This is a genomic window from Streptomyces sp. NPDC004031, from assembly GCF_053604375.1.
Genome location: NZ_JBSGHL010000027.1, coordinates 40,591 through 55,311, shown reverse-complemented (window position 1 = coordinate 55,311; position 14,721 = coordinate 40,591). Strand labels below are relative to the sequence as shown.

Below are 14,721 nucleotides of genomic sequence, written 5' to 3'. Positions count from 1 at the left end.
GCCTGCGCGTGCTGCCCCGGCAAGGACCGCGTCCCGGCCGCGCCGCCCTGCCGGGCCGGCGACGACGCGCCGGCCCGGCAGGGCGCGGTCCTACTTCAGGTGACGGGCGAAGAAGCGGTCGCCGTCCTCCCGTTCGAAGGCCGGGGTGCCGAGGTGGCCGCCCAGGTTGGCGTGCAGGGTCTTCTCCTTGCTGCCGAAGGCGTCGAAGAGGTCGAGGGCACGCTGACGCGGGTTGCCCTCGTCGTCCCACTGGAGCAGGAGGAGGAGCGGGACGGTGACCTGACCGGCCTGCTCGCGCTGCGCGCGGGGGACGTACCCCCCGGCGAAGAGCCCCGCGGCCTCGATCCGGGGATCGGCCACCGCGAGGGCGATGCCCAGGGCCGTCCAGCCCGAGTAGCCGACGCGGCCGTTGGCCTCGGGGAGAGAGAGGAGCGCGTCGAGGGTGGTCCGCCATTCCGGGACGGCGTTCGCGACCAGCGGTGCCACGAGGGACTCGAAGATCTCGTCCACCGGCTCGCCGGCCCGCATCGCCCGCCGCAGTTCGGCGCGGGCCTGCTCGGCGGCGGCCGACCGCGGCCGGTCACCGCATCCGGCGGTGTCGATACTGGCCACCGCGTAGCCGTACGCGGCCGTCAGCCGGGCGCGGCCCACGAGGCGCGGCTCCGTCCTCGGCAGGCCGTTGTTGTGGGCCATCAGGATCAGCGGAGCGGGTGCGGACCCGGTGGTCCAGAGGGTGCCGGGAATCTCGCCGAGGGTGAACTGGCGCTCGACGACCCCGTCGTCGAGAAGCCGCTCTGAAGTGAAGTGCACGGTCGTGCCTTTCGGGAGTACGCGTGACGGCGCTCCCGGACGACCTACCGTCCGACCGTGGCCCACGAGGGGAGCACCCATGTCGATTCTGCGTTCACGGGTACCACCTCCTCGTTCTCCTGCACGGCCTCGGCGAGATTAGCAGGGGCGGCGGCCGTCCGCCAAAGGGTTATCGCCGCAGGTGCCGGGAGCACGGTCCGTACCGGAGTGTCATACCTGTGTGCCACCATCGGCGAGTAGTCGAACATCAGGGCGAAAAGAGAAGTGATGTCCACACGAGATGAGCTTCTGCGGCTGCTGGAGCCACCCGCCCAGAAATGGGTCCCCCCTGCCCCGGACGAGATCGTGCGCGGGTACGGAACGGCGTTGCCCGCGGACTTTCTCTGGCTGATGGAGACGTACGGACCGGGGCTGATTTCGGATTACTTCGGAATCCTGCCCCCGGTCCGGGCCTCCGAGGTCGGAGAGACCTTTGGGGTCCTTTCGACCGCGGCTGTTGAGCAAGAAGGTCTGGAAGGCATCGAGCCGGAGTATCTGGTGCAGGGCGGTCTGGTCCTGTGGGGTTACACGCCCGATGGCGACAACGCCTTCTGGAGCACCGTCGGTGAGCCCGACGAGTGGCGCGTCGTCACTTTCCGCAGGCAGCACGGTCCCTACGAGCCGGCGGTGACCCGCTTCGACTGCGGCATCGTCGAATTCCTGGTGCGCATCTTCCAGGGGAGCCTGCCGCACAACCCCCTCAGCGGTACGGACCTCTGGGGGAACACGTCCCCCACCTTCCGCCGGGACTGAGCGGCTTCCTCACGCGTACGCCTCCCCCTCCGGCAGCGCCGCCCACACCGGCGCGTCGGGCTCCAGGGGGAGGGCGGTGAGGGAGTGGGCGGGGAGGTCGGCGGTCAGGGGGAGGGCGGCCTCAGCCGTGGTGAGGTGGACGCGGACGGCGTCGGCGTGGGATTCGAGGGTGCGGACGGTCGCGGGCCACACCGCCGCACCGGCCTGCGCGGCGGCGGCCCTCGTGGCATGGAGGGTCACCGCGGACGGCGGGAAGGCCACAAAGGCGGGGCCCTCCAGTTCCGCGGCGAGGGGCAGGGTGAGGCCCGGCGCGAGGCGGATCGTGCGGGCCGAGGCGTCGCCGCGGAAGAGGTTGAGGCCGACGAGGCGGGCCACGTAGTCCGTACGGGGGCGGCGGGCGACCTCCGCGGGGGTGCCCTCCTGGACGCGCCGCCCGTCCTCGATCACCAGCACCCGGTCGGCGAGCACCATCGCGTCCACCGGGTCGTGCGTGACCAGCACCGCGACCGCCTCGAACGCCGCGAGCCGGCGGCGCAGTTCGGCCCGTACGTCGAGCCGGGCGCCCGCGTCCAGGGCGGCGAGCGGCTCGTCCAGGAGCAGCAGCCGCGGGTTCGTCGCGAGCGCGCGGGCCAGCGCGACCCGCTGGGCCTGGCCGCCGGACAGCCGGCGCGGCTTCTTCCCGGCGTGGTCGGCGAGGCCCATCCGGCCGAGGAGTTCGGCGGCCAGCGCGCGGGCGGCGGCTCGTGGCACGCCGTGGCAGCGCGGGCCGAAGGCGACGTTCTCCAGCGCGGTCAGGTGCGGGAAGAGCAGGTAGTCCTGGAAGATCACGCCGACCGGGCGGTCCTCGGGCGCGGCCCGGCGGCGCAGCGCGGGCTCCTCCAGCGTCTTCCCGTCGAGCCGCAGCCGTCCTCCGGTGAGCGGGGCGAGCCCTGCGAGGGCGCGCAGCGCGGTGGTCTTGCCCGCCCCGTTGGGCCCGAGCAGCGCCAGCACCTCGCCGGGGCGCACCGCCAGTTCGACGTCGAGGGTGAAGTCGGGGCGGGCGAGGACCAGATGGGCGTCGAGGCCCTCGCCGGTCAGCAGGGCCGGGGGAGTGGTGGCCGTCATGTCGTCTCCCGTCGCCGCGCGCAGGCCTTCACAGCGCACCGCCCGTCCAGCGTTCCCGCAGGCCCGCCAGGACCGCGAGGGAGACCGCGAGGAGCACCAGGCTCAGGGCGATCGCGGCTGCCGGGTCGTCCTGGAGGGCGAGGTAGACGGCCAGCGGCATGGTCTGGGTGCGGCCGGGGAAGCTGCCCGCGAAGGTGATGGTCGCCCCGAACTCGCCGAGCGCCCGCGCCCACGCCAGGACCGCGCCCGCCGCGACACCCGGCGCGATCATCGGGAGCGTCACCCGGCGGAAGGCGGTCAGCCGGGAGGCGCCGAGCGTCGCCGCGGCCTCCTCGTAGCGGACGTCCGCGGCGCGCAGCGTGCCCTCGACGGTGATGACGAGGAAGGGCATCGCGACGAAGGCCTCCGCCACGACGACGCCCGACGTGGTGAACGGCAGCGTGACCCCGAACCACGTGTCCAGCCAGCGGCCGACCACGCCGTTGCGGCCGAGCGCCAGCAGCAGCGCCACACCGCCGACGACCGGCGGCAGCACCAGCGGCAGTGTCACCAGCGCGCGCACCAGGCGGCCGCCGGGGAAGGACGTGCGGGCCAGCAGCCAGGCGAGGGGCACGCCGAAGACCAGGGACACGGCGGTGGCCAGCGTCGCCGTCTGGAGCGAGAGCCGCAGCGCCTGCCAGACGGCCGCGCTGGTGAGCTGGTCCGGCATGCTCCGCCACGGCGCCCTGATCAGCAGCGCGACGAGCGGCAGCAGCAGGAACGCGAGCGCGAGCACGGCGGGCACCGCGAGCGCGACGGGCGCGCGCCCGCCCCGGGAGCGCCTGCGCCGGGCGGCCTCCAGAGTGCCGGGGCCGCCCCCGTACGGCAGCCCCGGCGCCCCCGGCAGGGCGGTCCCGGGGCCGGGCTCGGGCCCGGCCCCGCCACCGGCGGAGAAGACGCTCACGGGTTCAGGAAGCCCGCCTCGGTCAGGACCTTCTGGCCCTCCGCGGACTTCACCAGCGCGATGAAGGCCTGCGCGCCCGCCGTGTTGGGGGCGTGCGCGAGCTCCACGATCGGGTAGTCGTTGATCGCGCCCGCCGACTCGGGGAACCGCACGCCGTCCACCTTGCCGCCCGCCGCCTTGACGTCGGTCTGGTAGACCACCGAGGCGTCGACCTCCTTCAGCTCCACCTTCGTGAGCGCGGACTTCACGTCCTGCTCGTACGACACCGGGGTGAGCTTCAGGCTGCTCGCGGTGAGCGCCTTCTGCACGGCCGAGCCGCACGGCACGGTCTTGGCGCACAGCGCGACCTTGAGGCCGGACTTGGTGAGGTCCTTGAGGGTGGCGATGTGCTGCGGGTTGCCCGGCAGCGTGGCGATCTCCAGCTGGTTGCGCACGAAGGTGGAGGGCGTGCCCTTGCCGTCGCCCGCGTCCGTGACCGTCTTCATGGTCGTGGGGCTCGCGGCGGCGAAGACGTCGGCGGGGGCACCGGCGGTGATGGAGGCGGCGAGGGTGTCGCTGCCGCCGAAGTTGAAGGTCACCTTCGTTCCCGGGTAGGCGGCCTCGAACTCCTTGCCCAGCTCGGTGAAGGTCTCCTTGAGCGAGGCCGCCGCGAAGACCGTGACCGTACCGCTGACCTTCGGCGACGTGCTCGCCGAGGACGAGGGAGCCGACGAGCCCGAGGCGCCGGACGAGGCACCGGAGGAGGAGTCGGACGAGTCGGAGGAGGAGCAGGCGGTGAGCGCCAGCAGCAGCGCGGCGCCGCCCACGGCGAGGGGCAGCGTACGGCGTCGTGCGGAACGGGATGTCACAGGATGTCGTCCTCTCTGCCGCACGCGGGGTGCGGACACGGGGACGATCATAAGTCCGCAGGTGCGAGGCGGAAGGGGCCGCCCGCATTGCAGATTCCAAACGATCCGCTCACTGTGCCTCGCGCATGCGGTGAGGGCACCGCGGCGGTCGGTACGGAACCGGCCGCGCCACCGGGACGGGACGACCCGGGACGCGGCCGGCGGTCAGGACCGGGCCGGGGCCCGGAGCCGGTTCACGTCCGGCTCCGGGCACCGTTCGGTCAGCCTGTCGCCCAGCTCGTCAGCCCGGCGCCGTACTGGTAGAGCGGGTTGCCGTACGTCGGCGGCACGGTCTGGCCCGCGTCGATCTTCGCCCGGATGTCCGCCCGCTCGGCGGCGGTCGCGCCGAGGTCGTACGGCAGGTCCCACGCCTCGTTCGCGTCGGCCTGCACGTCGCCGCCGCCCGGCTTGAGGATCTGGTCCAGGCTGCGCGGCAGCTGCCAGGGCAGGTGGCCGTGCGGGGTGTAGTCGCCGAAGAGCAGGCTCGCCGTCGCGGGCCCGACCTCCTCGCCGCCGCGGTAGGTCACCACGATGGCGTCGGCCAGGTTGTTCCAGTCGCTGATCACGATGGGCCGCGGCAGCGTCAGCACGACGACCACCTTGAGCCCCTGGTTCTTGTACTGCTGGATCAGCGCCAGCTGGTCGGCCGGCAGGTACGGCTGGGTGTCCGGCCAGGCCGTGGCGTGGGTGTACGACGGCTCGCCGACGTACAGCACCGCGACCTTCGGATTGGTCGCCGTGCCCTGGGAGACGTTCACCCCGGCCTGCCCGGCTCTCGCCTTGAGGGCGTCGAGCTGGTCCAGGGAGCCGTAGTCCGGGTGGAAGTAGCTGGACCAGATGCAGCAGGCCGCACCGTCGGTCGCCCGGTCGCCGGCCACCACGATGTTGTCGCCCGAGTTGAGCTTGAGCGGCAGCACACCGTTGTTCTTCAGCACGGTGTTGGACTCGCGGGAGGCCTGGTTGGCCAGCTGCGTGTAGGAGGGCTGGTGGAAGCGGTACGGGCCGTTGACCGGGTCGCCGTACGGGTGCTCGAAGACGCCCAGCTCGAACTTGAGCGTGAGGATCCGCTTGACCGCGTCGTCGATCCGGGACTGCGGCACGTTCTGCTCGAAGGACGCCATGGTGAAGCCCACGGCGCCGGGGTCGGCGCCGCCCATGACGTCGGAACCGGCGTTGGCCGCGTTGACCCACGCGCCCGACGGCAGCCAGTCCGTGGTGATCAGACCGGTGTAGCCCATGTTCTGCCGCAGGTAGGTGAGGATCTTCGCGCTGTCGCCCGCGCCCGGACCGCCCGGGTCGAGGTACGAGCTGCCCGCGTAGCCCGGCATGATGTTGACCGCGCCGGCCTCCATCGCCGCCCGGAACGGGATCATGTGGTACTTGATCGTGGTGGCGTCGTAGACGATGCCCGCCTCGCCGCCCGCGCCCTCGCCCGGCCAGTGCTTGACCGTGGCCAGCACCGAGGACGGGTTCAGCTCGGGACCGCCCTGCAGACCAGCGACCAGCGCCTTGAGCTGCGCGGCCGCGACGTCGGCGTTCTCGCCGCCGCCTTCCTGGATGCGCGGGTAGAGCACCTTGGTGCCGACCTCGGCGAGCGGCGACAGGGTGCCGCGCGCGCCGACCTCCAGCTCCTCCTTGCGCTGCATGTCGCCGAGCTTGTAGTCGAGCGGGTAGTCCTTGCCCGCCGACAGGGTGCTCTGCAGCGGGTAGGTGGTCTGGTAGCCCGCGGTCGTGTCACCGGCGGAGACCGGCGGGATGCCGAGCCGGGTCGCGGCCGTGGACTTCAGCACGGTGTCCAGGTCCCCCGGCTGCGCCGGCCCGAAGTGCCAGCCGGACATCGGGTAGGTCTGGACGTTGTAGAACATCTGGTAGGCCTTCTCCTCCAGCGTCATACGGCTGAGAAGGTCGTTGACCCGTACGTCGACCGGCTGCCGCCAGTCCTCGTACGGCTCGATCTGCCCGTCCTTGTTGAGGTCGCGGGCGCCGTTGATGACGTTGACGCCGTCCGCGACCTGCTCGACGTCCGGCAGGTAGACGCTGAACTGCCGGATGTCGGACGTGGTCTTGGCTCCCGAGCCGGTCACGGCCACCACGAACCACTTGTACGTCCAGCGGTCGGTGATGTCCCAGCTCGGGGTGTACGTCGTGCCGGTGGGCTCGGCCACCTTGGTGTAGAGGTCCAGCAGGTTGCCGGACGCCGTCCAGTCGTAGTCGGTGCGGCTGATGTTGAGCCACACCTCGTAGTGGGCGGCGCCGGAGACCGCGTTCCAGCTCAGCTGGGGGCGGCGGGTGGTGGTGACCATCGCCTTGTTCGCGGGCGCCGCGAGCTGGAACTGACCCGTGGTGGCCGGGGCCTTGGTCGGGCCGGACAGCAGCGGCGGGGTCGCGGTGGAGGTGTCGACCGTGCCGTAGACCTGGAACTCCCACAGGGAGTAGCCGTATCCGGTGGCGCGGGCGGTGCCGGTGAAGCGCACGTAGCGGCCCTTGCCGGTGACGGGCAGCTTCTCGATGCCGCCCTTGCCGGTCGTGGTCGCGTACGCTTGCGTCCACGAGGTGCCGTTGTCGGAGACCTCGATGCGGTAGCCGGTGCCGTAGGCGGACTCCCAGTTGAGCACGAGGCCGCTGATGGTGCCGGTGCCGCCCAGGTCGACCTGGAGCCACTGGTTGTCGGTGGCCAGGCTCGACCAGCGGGTGGTCGTCCGGCCGTCGAGGGCGGCGGCCGGGGCGTTGCCGCCCTCGTAGGAGGAGGCCGTGACCTGCTTGAAGGCGGAGATCACGGTGCCGGAGAAGTCACCGCCGCCGGGGTCGGTGGGGGGCGGTGTGGTGGTGCCGCCGCCGGAGGTGGTGTGGACCTGGAACTCCCACAGGGAGTAGCCGTATCCGTTGGCCCGCACGGTGCCGTACATCCGCACGTAGCGGCCGGTGCCCGAGACGTCGAGGGTCTGGACGCCGCCCGGTCCGGTGGTCGTCGAGTAGACGTCGGTCCAGGTCTGCGCGTTGTCCGAGACCTGGATCTTGAAGGAGGTGCCGTACGCCGCCTCCCAGTTGAGCACCACCTGGCAGACGGTCTGCGACGAGCCGAGGTCCACCTGGAGCCACTGCGGGTCGCTCGCCGCGGAGGACCAGCGGGTGCCGGGGTCGCCGTCGACGGCCGCGGACGCGGGTGTGCCCGCGCCCTCGATGGAGGAGGCCGTCGCGGTCTTGCCCTGCGCCGCGTTGGCGGTGCCGCACGCGCCGGGGTTGGTGCCGCCGCCGGTGCTGCCGTAGACCTGGAACTCCCACAGGGAGTAGCCGTATCCGGTGGCGCGGGCCGTCCCGTACATCCGCACATAGCGTCCGGAAGCGTTTACGGGGATCGACTGCTGGCCGCCGGTGGCGGTCGTGGTGGAGTAGGCGTCGGTCCACGTCTGGCCGTTGTCGGAGACCTGGATCTTGAACGCCGTGGCGTACGCCGTCTCCCAGTTGAGCGAGACGGAGCTGAGGGTGTCGGTGGCGCCCAGGTCGACCTGGAGCCACTGCGGGTCACTGGCCGCCGACGACCAGCGGGTGCCGGTGTTGCCGTCGACGGCGGCGGAGGCCGGGGTACCGGCGTTCTCGGTGGAGGATGCCGTCGCGGTCTTGCCCTGCGACAGCAGTGTGGGGGCGGCGTGCGCGGTGCCGGACGTGGCGGTGAGCGCCCCGGCCACGGCGACCACGGCTGCCACCATCGCGGTCAGTAAAGGTCGTCTGCGCCGGACGCCCCGCCGGAAGGGGGACAGGAGGCTCATATGCATCTCCATGGGGGGTTGGGCCTCGTAGGAAGCTTGGAGAGCGCTCTCCCGGGGGAGTTTCACGGAGCCGCGAAGCGGTGTCAATGCCTGTGCACAGGAAGCCCGTTGCGGCCGCGGCCGGGCCGGGGCGCCGGGTCAGGACCCGCAGTGCTCCTCGTCGTGCGTCGGCATCGGGGCCGGGAGGGCGCTGCGCATCCGCTCCTCCGTCCAGTAGGACGCCACGGCGGTCGGATCCTGCGTACTGCGGTGACTCGTCGCGAGCCCGGCCGAAGCGGTGTCGCGCCCCACGGGACAACCGCTCCCCGCCCCCGCGTCCCCGCACCCTCCGACCAGCAGCACGACACCGGCCACGAGGGCCAGCGCGGCGGCCGGAGGCCTGCGGAGGCGGTGCGCGCCCGGTGTGCCGCGCCGCGGTCTCACGGCAGGTCCCGCAAGGTGAGCGCGGTCGCGGCCGGACGGCGGATTGAAGGGGACCCGGCACGGCAGACCGACGTACGAGGTCTTCACGTGGGACATGGCTCCAGGGTAAGGACGGGCGCCGGGCCAGGGGCTGCGCGGGCCGGCGGGGTGGCCGGTACGCGCAACCCCCGGCGGGCGTCAGCGGGTGGTGAGGGCGGTGTCGTCGAGGACGAAGGACGTCGTGCCGCCGTCTGTGTCGGTCTCGGTGCCGGTGAAGCGCAGGGTCACCGTGCGGCCGGCGTAGGCGGACACGTCGGCCGTGTGCTGGGTGTAGCCGTTCGCGTGGTCGAGGTTGGAGTAGGTGGCGAGCGTGGTCAGGACGGTGCCCGCCGGGTCGAGGAGCTGGACGGTGAAGGTGTCGGGGCGGGCCGTCGTGGTGTTCTCGGTCGTGTCGACGTGCAGCCAGTAGCTGAGGGTGGCGGCGCAGCCGGCCGGGATGGTCACCTGCTGGGCGACGGTGTCGGTGTCCGGTGACTCGTCGCCGTTGGTCCAGGCGTCCCAACTGCCGCTGTGCGCGGGCTCGTCGGCGGTGTCGTCGTTGACCGGCGCGAAGCCCAGGGTGGAGGTCTGCGTCCAGGGGGCGGGAGCGGCGCCGTTCTCGAAGCCGGGGTTGCCGAGGAGCTGGGCGGCCGTGCAGCCGCCCCCGGCCGGGGTGACGGTCAGGGTGTAGACGGCGGTGTGGCTGCCGGAGGCGGCGGTGGCGTGGACGGTGACGGGGTAGGTGCCCGCGGCCGCGCCGGAGCCGGCGGAGACGGTCATGGCGGCGGTGCCGCCCGCGGTGACGGTGGCCGGGCTGAAGGAGACGGTGACACCGGCGGGCGCGCCGGTGGCCGTGAGGGCGAGGGACTGGGCGGCGCCGGAGGTGACCTGGGTGCCGACGGTGGAGCTCTGCGTACCGCCGGGGGCCGCGCTGCCGGAGGCGGGGGACAGGCTCACCGAGAAGTCGTCGGCGGGCGCGGAGGCCGCGGCGGGGCTCCAGTAGTCGCCGGCCATGACGAGATAGACGAGGGTCTTGATCGTCTCGCCGAAGTACCCGTCCCCGAACGGGTTGCCGGCCAGCTGGTTCCAGATCGCGTCGGTCCACGCCTGGTCGCCGGCCGCCATGGCCGCCGGTCCGACCGAGTCACCGGCCTCCTCGGCCTGGTCGGAGGTCGACTGCACCGCGCAGTTGAGCTTCAGATGCGGATAGACCTTCTGCGGGTTGCCGCCGGAGACGGACTTGGCGCACGCCGACCACTTCTTCGCGTCGGCGTAGGAGGTCGCGGCGGTGGTGGCGCCGTACAGCAGGGCGTCGGTGCCCATGTGCCAGGGCACGCGGATGGAGTTGTAGCCGACGATGTTGTCGGGCTGGTCCTCCTGGTAGTCGGCGGGGGCGGGCTTGGGGCTGGTGGTCTGGGCGTTGACCACGAAGTCCGACAGCAGGCCGTCGGCCGCGGAGTACGCGCCGGTGAACTCGGTGACGATCGCCTCGGTGCGGGTGACGACCTTGTTCCAGTCGTGCGCGGTGTCGTACGCGGCGAACGCGCGCAGGTGGTCCAGCATCATGTCGGACGGCCGGGTGTCGGTGGACGGGCCGTCGTCCTCGCACTTCAGATGCCCGTCGGACGTCACGTCGTGGGCGTAGACGGCGGCCAGCCAGGCTTTGGCGTCGGCGGTGTAGCCGCCCCACTGCCGGTCGGCGAGGACGAGCCCGTAGCCGATGTCGAGGTCGCCGTCGGTGGCGGCGTCGGGGGTGCCGCTGTCGGCGTACTTGCAGGTGGAGCCGTCGAGTTGCCACTGCATCAGCCCGTACTGGTCCTTGTGGTCCTTGACGAGCTGCCACAGGCCGTCGAACTCGGCCTTGGCGTCGGGGTCGTACCCGGCCATCAGCGGCACGATGTTCATGCCGTAGCCCTGGCCCTCGGACACCGGCCCGTTGTGGGGCGCGTCGCCGTCGCCCTTCGTGGACACGTAGTACTCGTTCGACGCGCAGCCGTGCACCAGGTACGTGCTCTTCCACGCGTCGTACTGCTTCTCGACCGCGGCGTCGCGGGCCGACCGGCTCGCGGACGGGCTGACGCCGACCTTGTAGGTGACATGGGTGGGGAACGGGTTGGCCGGCGCGGTCGCAGCCCGTGCGTCGCTGCTGCCGGCGACCGCGAGGCCCAGGGCCGTACAGGCGGTGGCGACCGCGGTGGCGAGGGTTCGTCTCAGGAAGTGCATCACAACTCCCGTGGGGTGGAGGAGAATGAGCGTTAGGAAACTTTCCTAACTAATCGAGTTCATGTCAATCCCCTCGGCGGGTCGTCCCCTCCTCCGGCACCTCCGGCGGCGGCACGGGCCCGACCGGCGTCGCGGTGACACCCCGGCCCGGGAGCGTGCCGGAATCAATGCGGTGGCGCGCGACCGCGCGGGGCGCTACCGTCACTCGTGTTCGTACGGGATCCGCCGCGGGTTCCGTACCGGCCGTTCGAGCGAGCGAGGAGGTGTGGACCGATGGCTGTCGTTGCGCTGGGCGCTGCCCGAATTCAGCAGATCGTGCCATGCACTCCCGTGGTCTCCGGCTGACCTTACTTCCTGCGCGCTGGGCGCGCGGACGCCGGGACCACCCTTGTGAAGGGTTTCCCGTTGACTTTCGCTTTTCGTGACGCCTCCTCCCACGCCCTCACGCCCTACGGCTGGGACGACGTGTGGGAGGCGGAGTTCGCCCCGTACGCCGCGCAGGGGCTGCTGCCCGGACGGGTGGTGCGGGTGGACCGGGACCAGTGCGACCTGGTCACCCCCGGCGGGCAGGTGCGGGCGGACACCGCGCTGGTGATGCCGCCCGACCCGATGAAGGTGGTGTGCACGGGCGACTGGGCCGCCGTCGACGCCGCGGGCGACCCGCTGTTCGTCCGGGCGCTGCTGCCGCGGCGCACCGCCTTCGTCCGCTCCACCTCCTCCAAACGCTCCGAGGGGCAGGTGCTCGCGGCGAACACCGACTACGCGGTGGTGTGCGTCTCGCTCGCCGCCGATCTCGACCTCGGACGGCTGGAGCGCTTCGTGTCGCTGGCCTGGGAGAGCGGTTCCCGGCCGGTCGTGGTGCTCACCAAGGCCGACACCGTCGCCGACACCTCCTTCCTGCGGGCCGACGCCGAGGCCGCCGCGCCCGGCGTCGACGTGCTGGTCGTCAGCTCCGCCACCGGCGAGGGGCTCGACGCGCTCACCGCGGTGATCGGCGACGGCACCTCCGTCCTGCTCGGGCAGTCCGGCGCGGGCAAGTCCACCCTGACCAACGCGCTGGTCGGCCACGACGTCCAGGAGGTGCAGGCCACCCGGGACGCCGACGGCAAGGGCCGGCACACCACGACCACCCGCGACCTGCGGGTGCTGCCCGGCGGCGGGGCCGTCGTCGACACTCCCGGACTGCGCGGTGTCGGGCTGTGGGACGCGCAGGACGGCGTCGGCCAAGTCTTCGCCGAGATCGAGGAGATGGCCGCCGACTGCCGCTTCCAGGACTGCGCGCACGACACCGAGCCGGGCTGCGCCGTCCGGGCCGCCCTCGACGACGGCCGCCTCACCCACCGGCGCCTGGACAGCTACCGCAAACTGCTGCGCGAGAACGCCTGGATCGCCTCACGCACCGACCAGCGGCTGCGCGCCGAGATGCGCCGCGAGTGGAAGATGCGCTCGGCGGCCGGACGGGAGATGTACGAGCGCAAGCGCGGCGGAGGGGGTGGCCACCGCCGTACGGTCTGAGAGCCAGGACGCCGGACGTACCCCGGCTCCCACAACTCCCCTGCGGGCGCGGGCCCATGAGCCCCCGCCCGCAGGGCCCTTCTCACCCCGCGCCGCCGCCCCGTCCCTGGCGGCGGCGCGACCCGAGCGGGCTGCCCGCGCTCCAGAACGAGCCGATGACGACGGCCACCACGAGCGCGATTATCACGACTCCGAGAATCACGGAGTAGGCCATGGCAGTCCTCCTCGTCCTCTGGGGCGGCCTTCACCGCTCCCTCACGTTCGCTGCCTGACCGTGACCTTCCCGTTGCCCGTCGTTCCCAACCCACGCCACCCGCAACCGGTTTCACCCGCCGCCCACCCGAACGGGACGGCCCCGCGCAAACCGTGACGGCCCGCCGGTCCGGAGTCGTCGCGAGCCGTCGGAGCCGTCGGAGGCGGCCGGAGAAGCCCGGCCGTCACGCCGAGGCGCGCACCACCAGCTGGGTGGGGGTGACGATCGGCGCGAGCGGGACCGGGGCGACGCCGTCGCCGGACGGCGACTCCAGGGCGCGCAGCAGCAGTCGCGCCATCATGCGGCCCATCTCCTCGATGTCCTGCCGGATGGTGGTGAGCGGCGGGTCGGTCCACTCCGCCACCGACACGATGTCGTCGAAGCCGACGACCGCGACGTCCTCCGGCACCCGCAGCCCGCGCCGCCGCAGCAACCGCAGCGCACCGGACGCCATGACGTCGGAGGCGGCGAACACCGCGTCCAGGTCGGGAGCGCGCTCCAGCAACTGCTCCATCGCGCGGGCGCCGCCCTCGGGGGTGAAGTCGCCCTCGGCGATCAGCGCCGGGTCGGTGTTCGGCAGCACGTCGCGGAAACCGTCGAGGCGGTCGATGGACGCGGTCTGGTCCAGCGGGCCCGCGATGTGCGCGACACGGCGGCGCCCCAGGCCCAGCAGATGGCGTACGGCGTCGCGCGCGCCGCCCCGGTTGTCGCAGTCGACGTACAGCGTCGTCGGCCCGGCCACCGCGTCCGACCAGCCCGGCCGTCCGCCTATCACGGTGGCCACACCCGCCCGGCGGGCCATCTCCGGCAGCGAGTTGTCGTCGTGCAGCGAGAAGATGAGCGCCCCGTCCACATGGCCGCCGGCCAGATAGCGGCCCACCCGCTGGTAGTCGGCGGCGCCCTCGGTGAGCAGCAGCACCAACTGGTTGTCGTGGACGGTCAGTTCCTTGCTGATGCCGCGCACCTGCTGGGCGAAGAAGGGGTCGGCGAAGAAGCGCGTCTCCGGCTCGGCGACGACGACGGCGACCGCGCCGTTGCGCCGGGTCACCAGCGTGCGGGCGGCCTGGTTGGGCACGTAGCCCAGCTCGTCGACGGCCGCGCGCACCCGCTCGGCCAGCGGCGCCCGTACGCCCTCGCTGCCGTTGACCACCCGCGAGACCGTCGCCCGCGAGACCCCGGCGCGGGCGGCCACTTCCTCAAGCGTCGGGCGGGCCGCGAACGTCGGGTCGGACACGAGGAGGGCTCCTTCGCACGCGGATAACAGAAAATCCCGGGATCGGTACGGACACCGACAGCGTAACGGGTCACCGGGCGTGCGTGAGAGCGCTCTCTTATTTCACAGCGTGAGCTTTGTCCTGGCCGGAGCCGGGGGGAGGGACCCCGGGCGGACTCCCCCGGGAGGGGCCGGGGGACCGCGGGTTCAGTCCTCCACGCCCCAGCTGATGATCGCGTACGGGGTGATCCGGATCAGCTCGGGGCTCATGTGCGCCCCGAGGTCGTGCGGGCCGACGACCTGCTCGGCGGTGCCGCGGACCTCCACACCGCGCACCCGCCACGGCGTCACGCTCGCGATGTCGTCGACGACGAGCGAGACATGCGCGTTCGCGGCGACGTTCCGCCACTTCTTCGTGGTGCCCATCGAATAGCCGCCGATGTCGATCGTGCCGTCCGGGCGGAGGAAGTAGCCCACCGGGTTGTTCTGCGGGCGGCCCTTCGCGTCCACCGTCGCGAGCCGCCCGAGGCGCTGCCCCCGCAGATAGGCCAGCTCGGCGTCGTCCAGTTCGGTGCGCGTGCTCGGTTTCGTCATGCGGCCCACCCTGCCACCGCCCCACCGGGCCCGCATCGGGCGCACGGCGTAGGGCGTGTCGGGCGCCCCGCCCAGGTCGCAGGGCGGAGGCCGCCGGTCGCCCGGTCTCGGGCGGGGGTGGTAGGGCGGGGGCGTTCGGTCGCGTGGGCGGGCCTGGCAACGGGGGCGTGCCTCCGGTG

Annotated in this window: 12 protein-coding genes; 2 read left to right on the top strand and 10 right to left on the bottom strand. The window is 72.6% G+C overall.

From position 1 onward, the window contains the following. Positions 1–90 precede the first annotated feature (90 nt). Positions 91–810 carry a dienelactone hydrolase family protein gene (locus tag ACWERV_RS19145; RefSeq protein WP_452934349.1) on the bottom strand — a complete coding sequence of 240 codons (720 nt, stop codon included), beginning with the start codon at positions 808–810 and terminating at the stop codon, positions 91–93. A 267-nt stretch (positions 811–1,077) separates the two neighbouring features. Between ACWERV_RS19145 and ACWERV_RS19140 the strand changes: the two genes are divergently transcribed. Then, the gene (locus ACWERV_RS19140; RefSeq protein WP_452934346.1) at positions 1,078–1,602 is read left to right on the top strand and encodes a hypothetical protein; all 525 of its coding nucleotides are present in this window, start codon (positions 1,078–1,080) and stop codon (positions 1,600–1,602) included. 9 nt (positions 1,603–1,611) lie between these two features. Here the strand turns inward: ACWERV_RS19140 and ACWERV_RS19135 are convergent, their stop codons facing one another. The 6 genes from ACWERV_RS19135 to ACWERV_RS19110 all read right to left on the bottom strand — a co-directional run bounded on the left by ACWERV_RS19135 (position 1,612) and on the right by ACWERV_RS19110 (position 10,967). Beyond that, entirely contained in the window at positions 1,612–2,706 is a 1,095-nt protein-coding gene (locus tag ACWERV_RS19135) for an ABC transporter ATP-binding protein (protein WP_452934343.1), read from the bottom strand. A gap of 28 nt (positions 2,707–2,734) precedes the next feature. Beyond that, positions 2,735–3,547: an ABC transporter permease gene (locus tag ACWERV_RS19130; protein ID WP_452934423.1), complete on the bottom strand. Its 813-nt coding sequence runs from the start codon at positions 3,545–3,547 to the stop codon at positions 2,735–2,737. Positions 3,548–3,645: 98 nt separating this feature from the next. Then, the gene (gene modA / locus ACWERV_RS19125) at positions 3,646–4,548 is read right to left on the bottom strand and encodes a molybdate ABC transporter substrate-binding protein (protein ID WP_452934341.1); all 903 of its coding nucleotides are present in this window, start codon (positions 4,546–4,548) and stop codon (positions 3,646–3,648) included. Positions 4,549–4,757: 209 nt separating this feature from the next. Beyond that, on the bottom strand, positions 4,758–8,303 hold the full coding sequence (locus tag ACWERV_RS19120) for a discoidin domain-containing protein (protein WP_452934338.1): 3,546 nt from the start codon (positions 8,301–8,303) through the stop codon (positions 4,758–4,760). A gap of 138 nt (positions 8,304–8,441) precedes the next feature. Continuing rightward, positions 8,442–8,726, bottom strand: coding sequence for a hypothetical protein (locus ACWERV_RS19115; protein ID WP_452934335.1), 285 nt, complete (start codon positions 8,724–8,726; stop codon positions 8,442–8,444). 177 nt (positions 8,727–8,903) lie between these two features. Next, on the bottom strand, positions 8,904–10,967 hold the full coding sequence (locus ACWERV_RS19110) for a glycosyl hydrolase family 8 (RefSeq protein ID WP_452934333.1): 2,064 nt from the start codon (positions 10,965–10,967) through the stop codon (positions 8,904–8,906). Positions 10,968–11,372: 405 nt separating this feature from the next. Here ACWERV_RS19110 and rsgA point away from each other — a divergent pair, with 405 nt between their 5' ends. Continuing rightward, positions 11,373–12,482, top strand: coding sequence for a ribosome small subunit-dependent GTPase A (rsgA, locus tag ACWERV_RS19105; RefSeq protein WP_452934330.1), 1,110 nt, complete (start codon positions 11,373–11,375; stop codon positions 12,480–12,482). 82 nt (positions 12,483–12,564) lie between these two features. Here rsgA and ACWERV_RS19100 read toward each other — a convergent pair whose 3' ends face one another. From ACWERV_RS19100 to ACWERV_RS19090, 3 genes are all read right to left on the bottom strand, one after another. Then, positions 12,565–12,696, bottom strand: coding sequence for a hypothetical protein (locus ACWERV_RS19100; protein WP_398178383.1), 132 nt, complete (start codon positions 12,694–12,696; stop codon positions 12,565–12,567). A gap of 223 nt (positions 12,697–12,919) precedes the next feature. Continuing rightward, positions 12,920–13,969, bottom strand: coding sequence for a LacI family DNA-binding transcriptional regulator (locus tag ACWERV_RS19095; protein WP_452934328.1), 1,050 nt, complete (start codon positions 13,967–13,969; stop codon positions 12,920–12,922). A gap of 186 nt (positions 13,970–14,155) precedes the next feature. Continuing rightward, positions 14,156–14,542: a PPOX class F420-dependent oxidoreductase gene (locus tag ACWERV_RS19090; protein WP_452934325.1), complete on the bottom strand. Its 387-nt coding sequence runs from the start codon at positions 14,540–14,542 to the stop codon at positions 14,156–14,158. Positions 14,543–14,721: the final 179 nt, after the last annotated feature.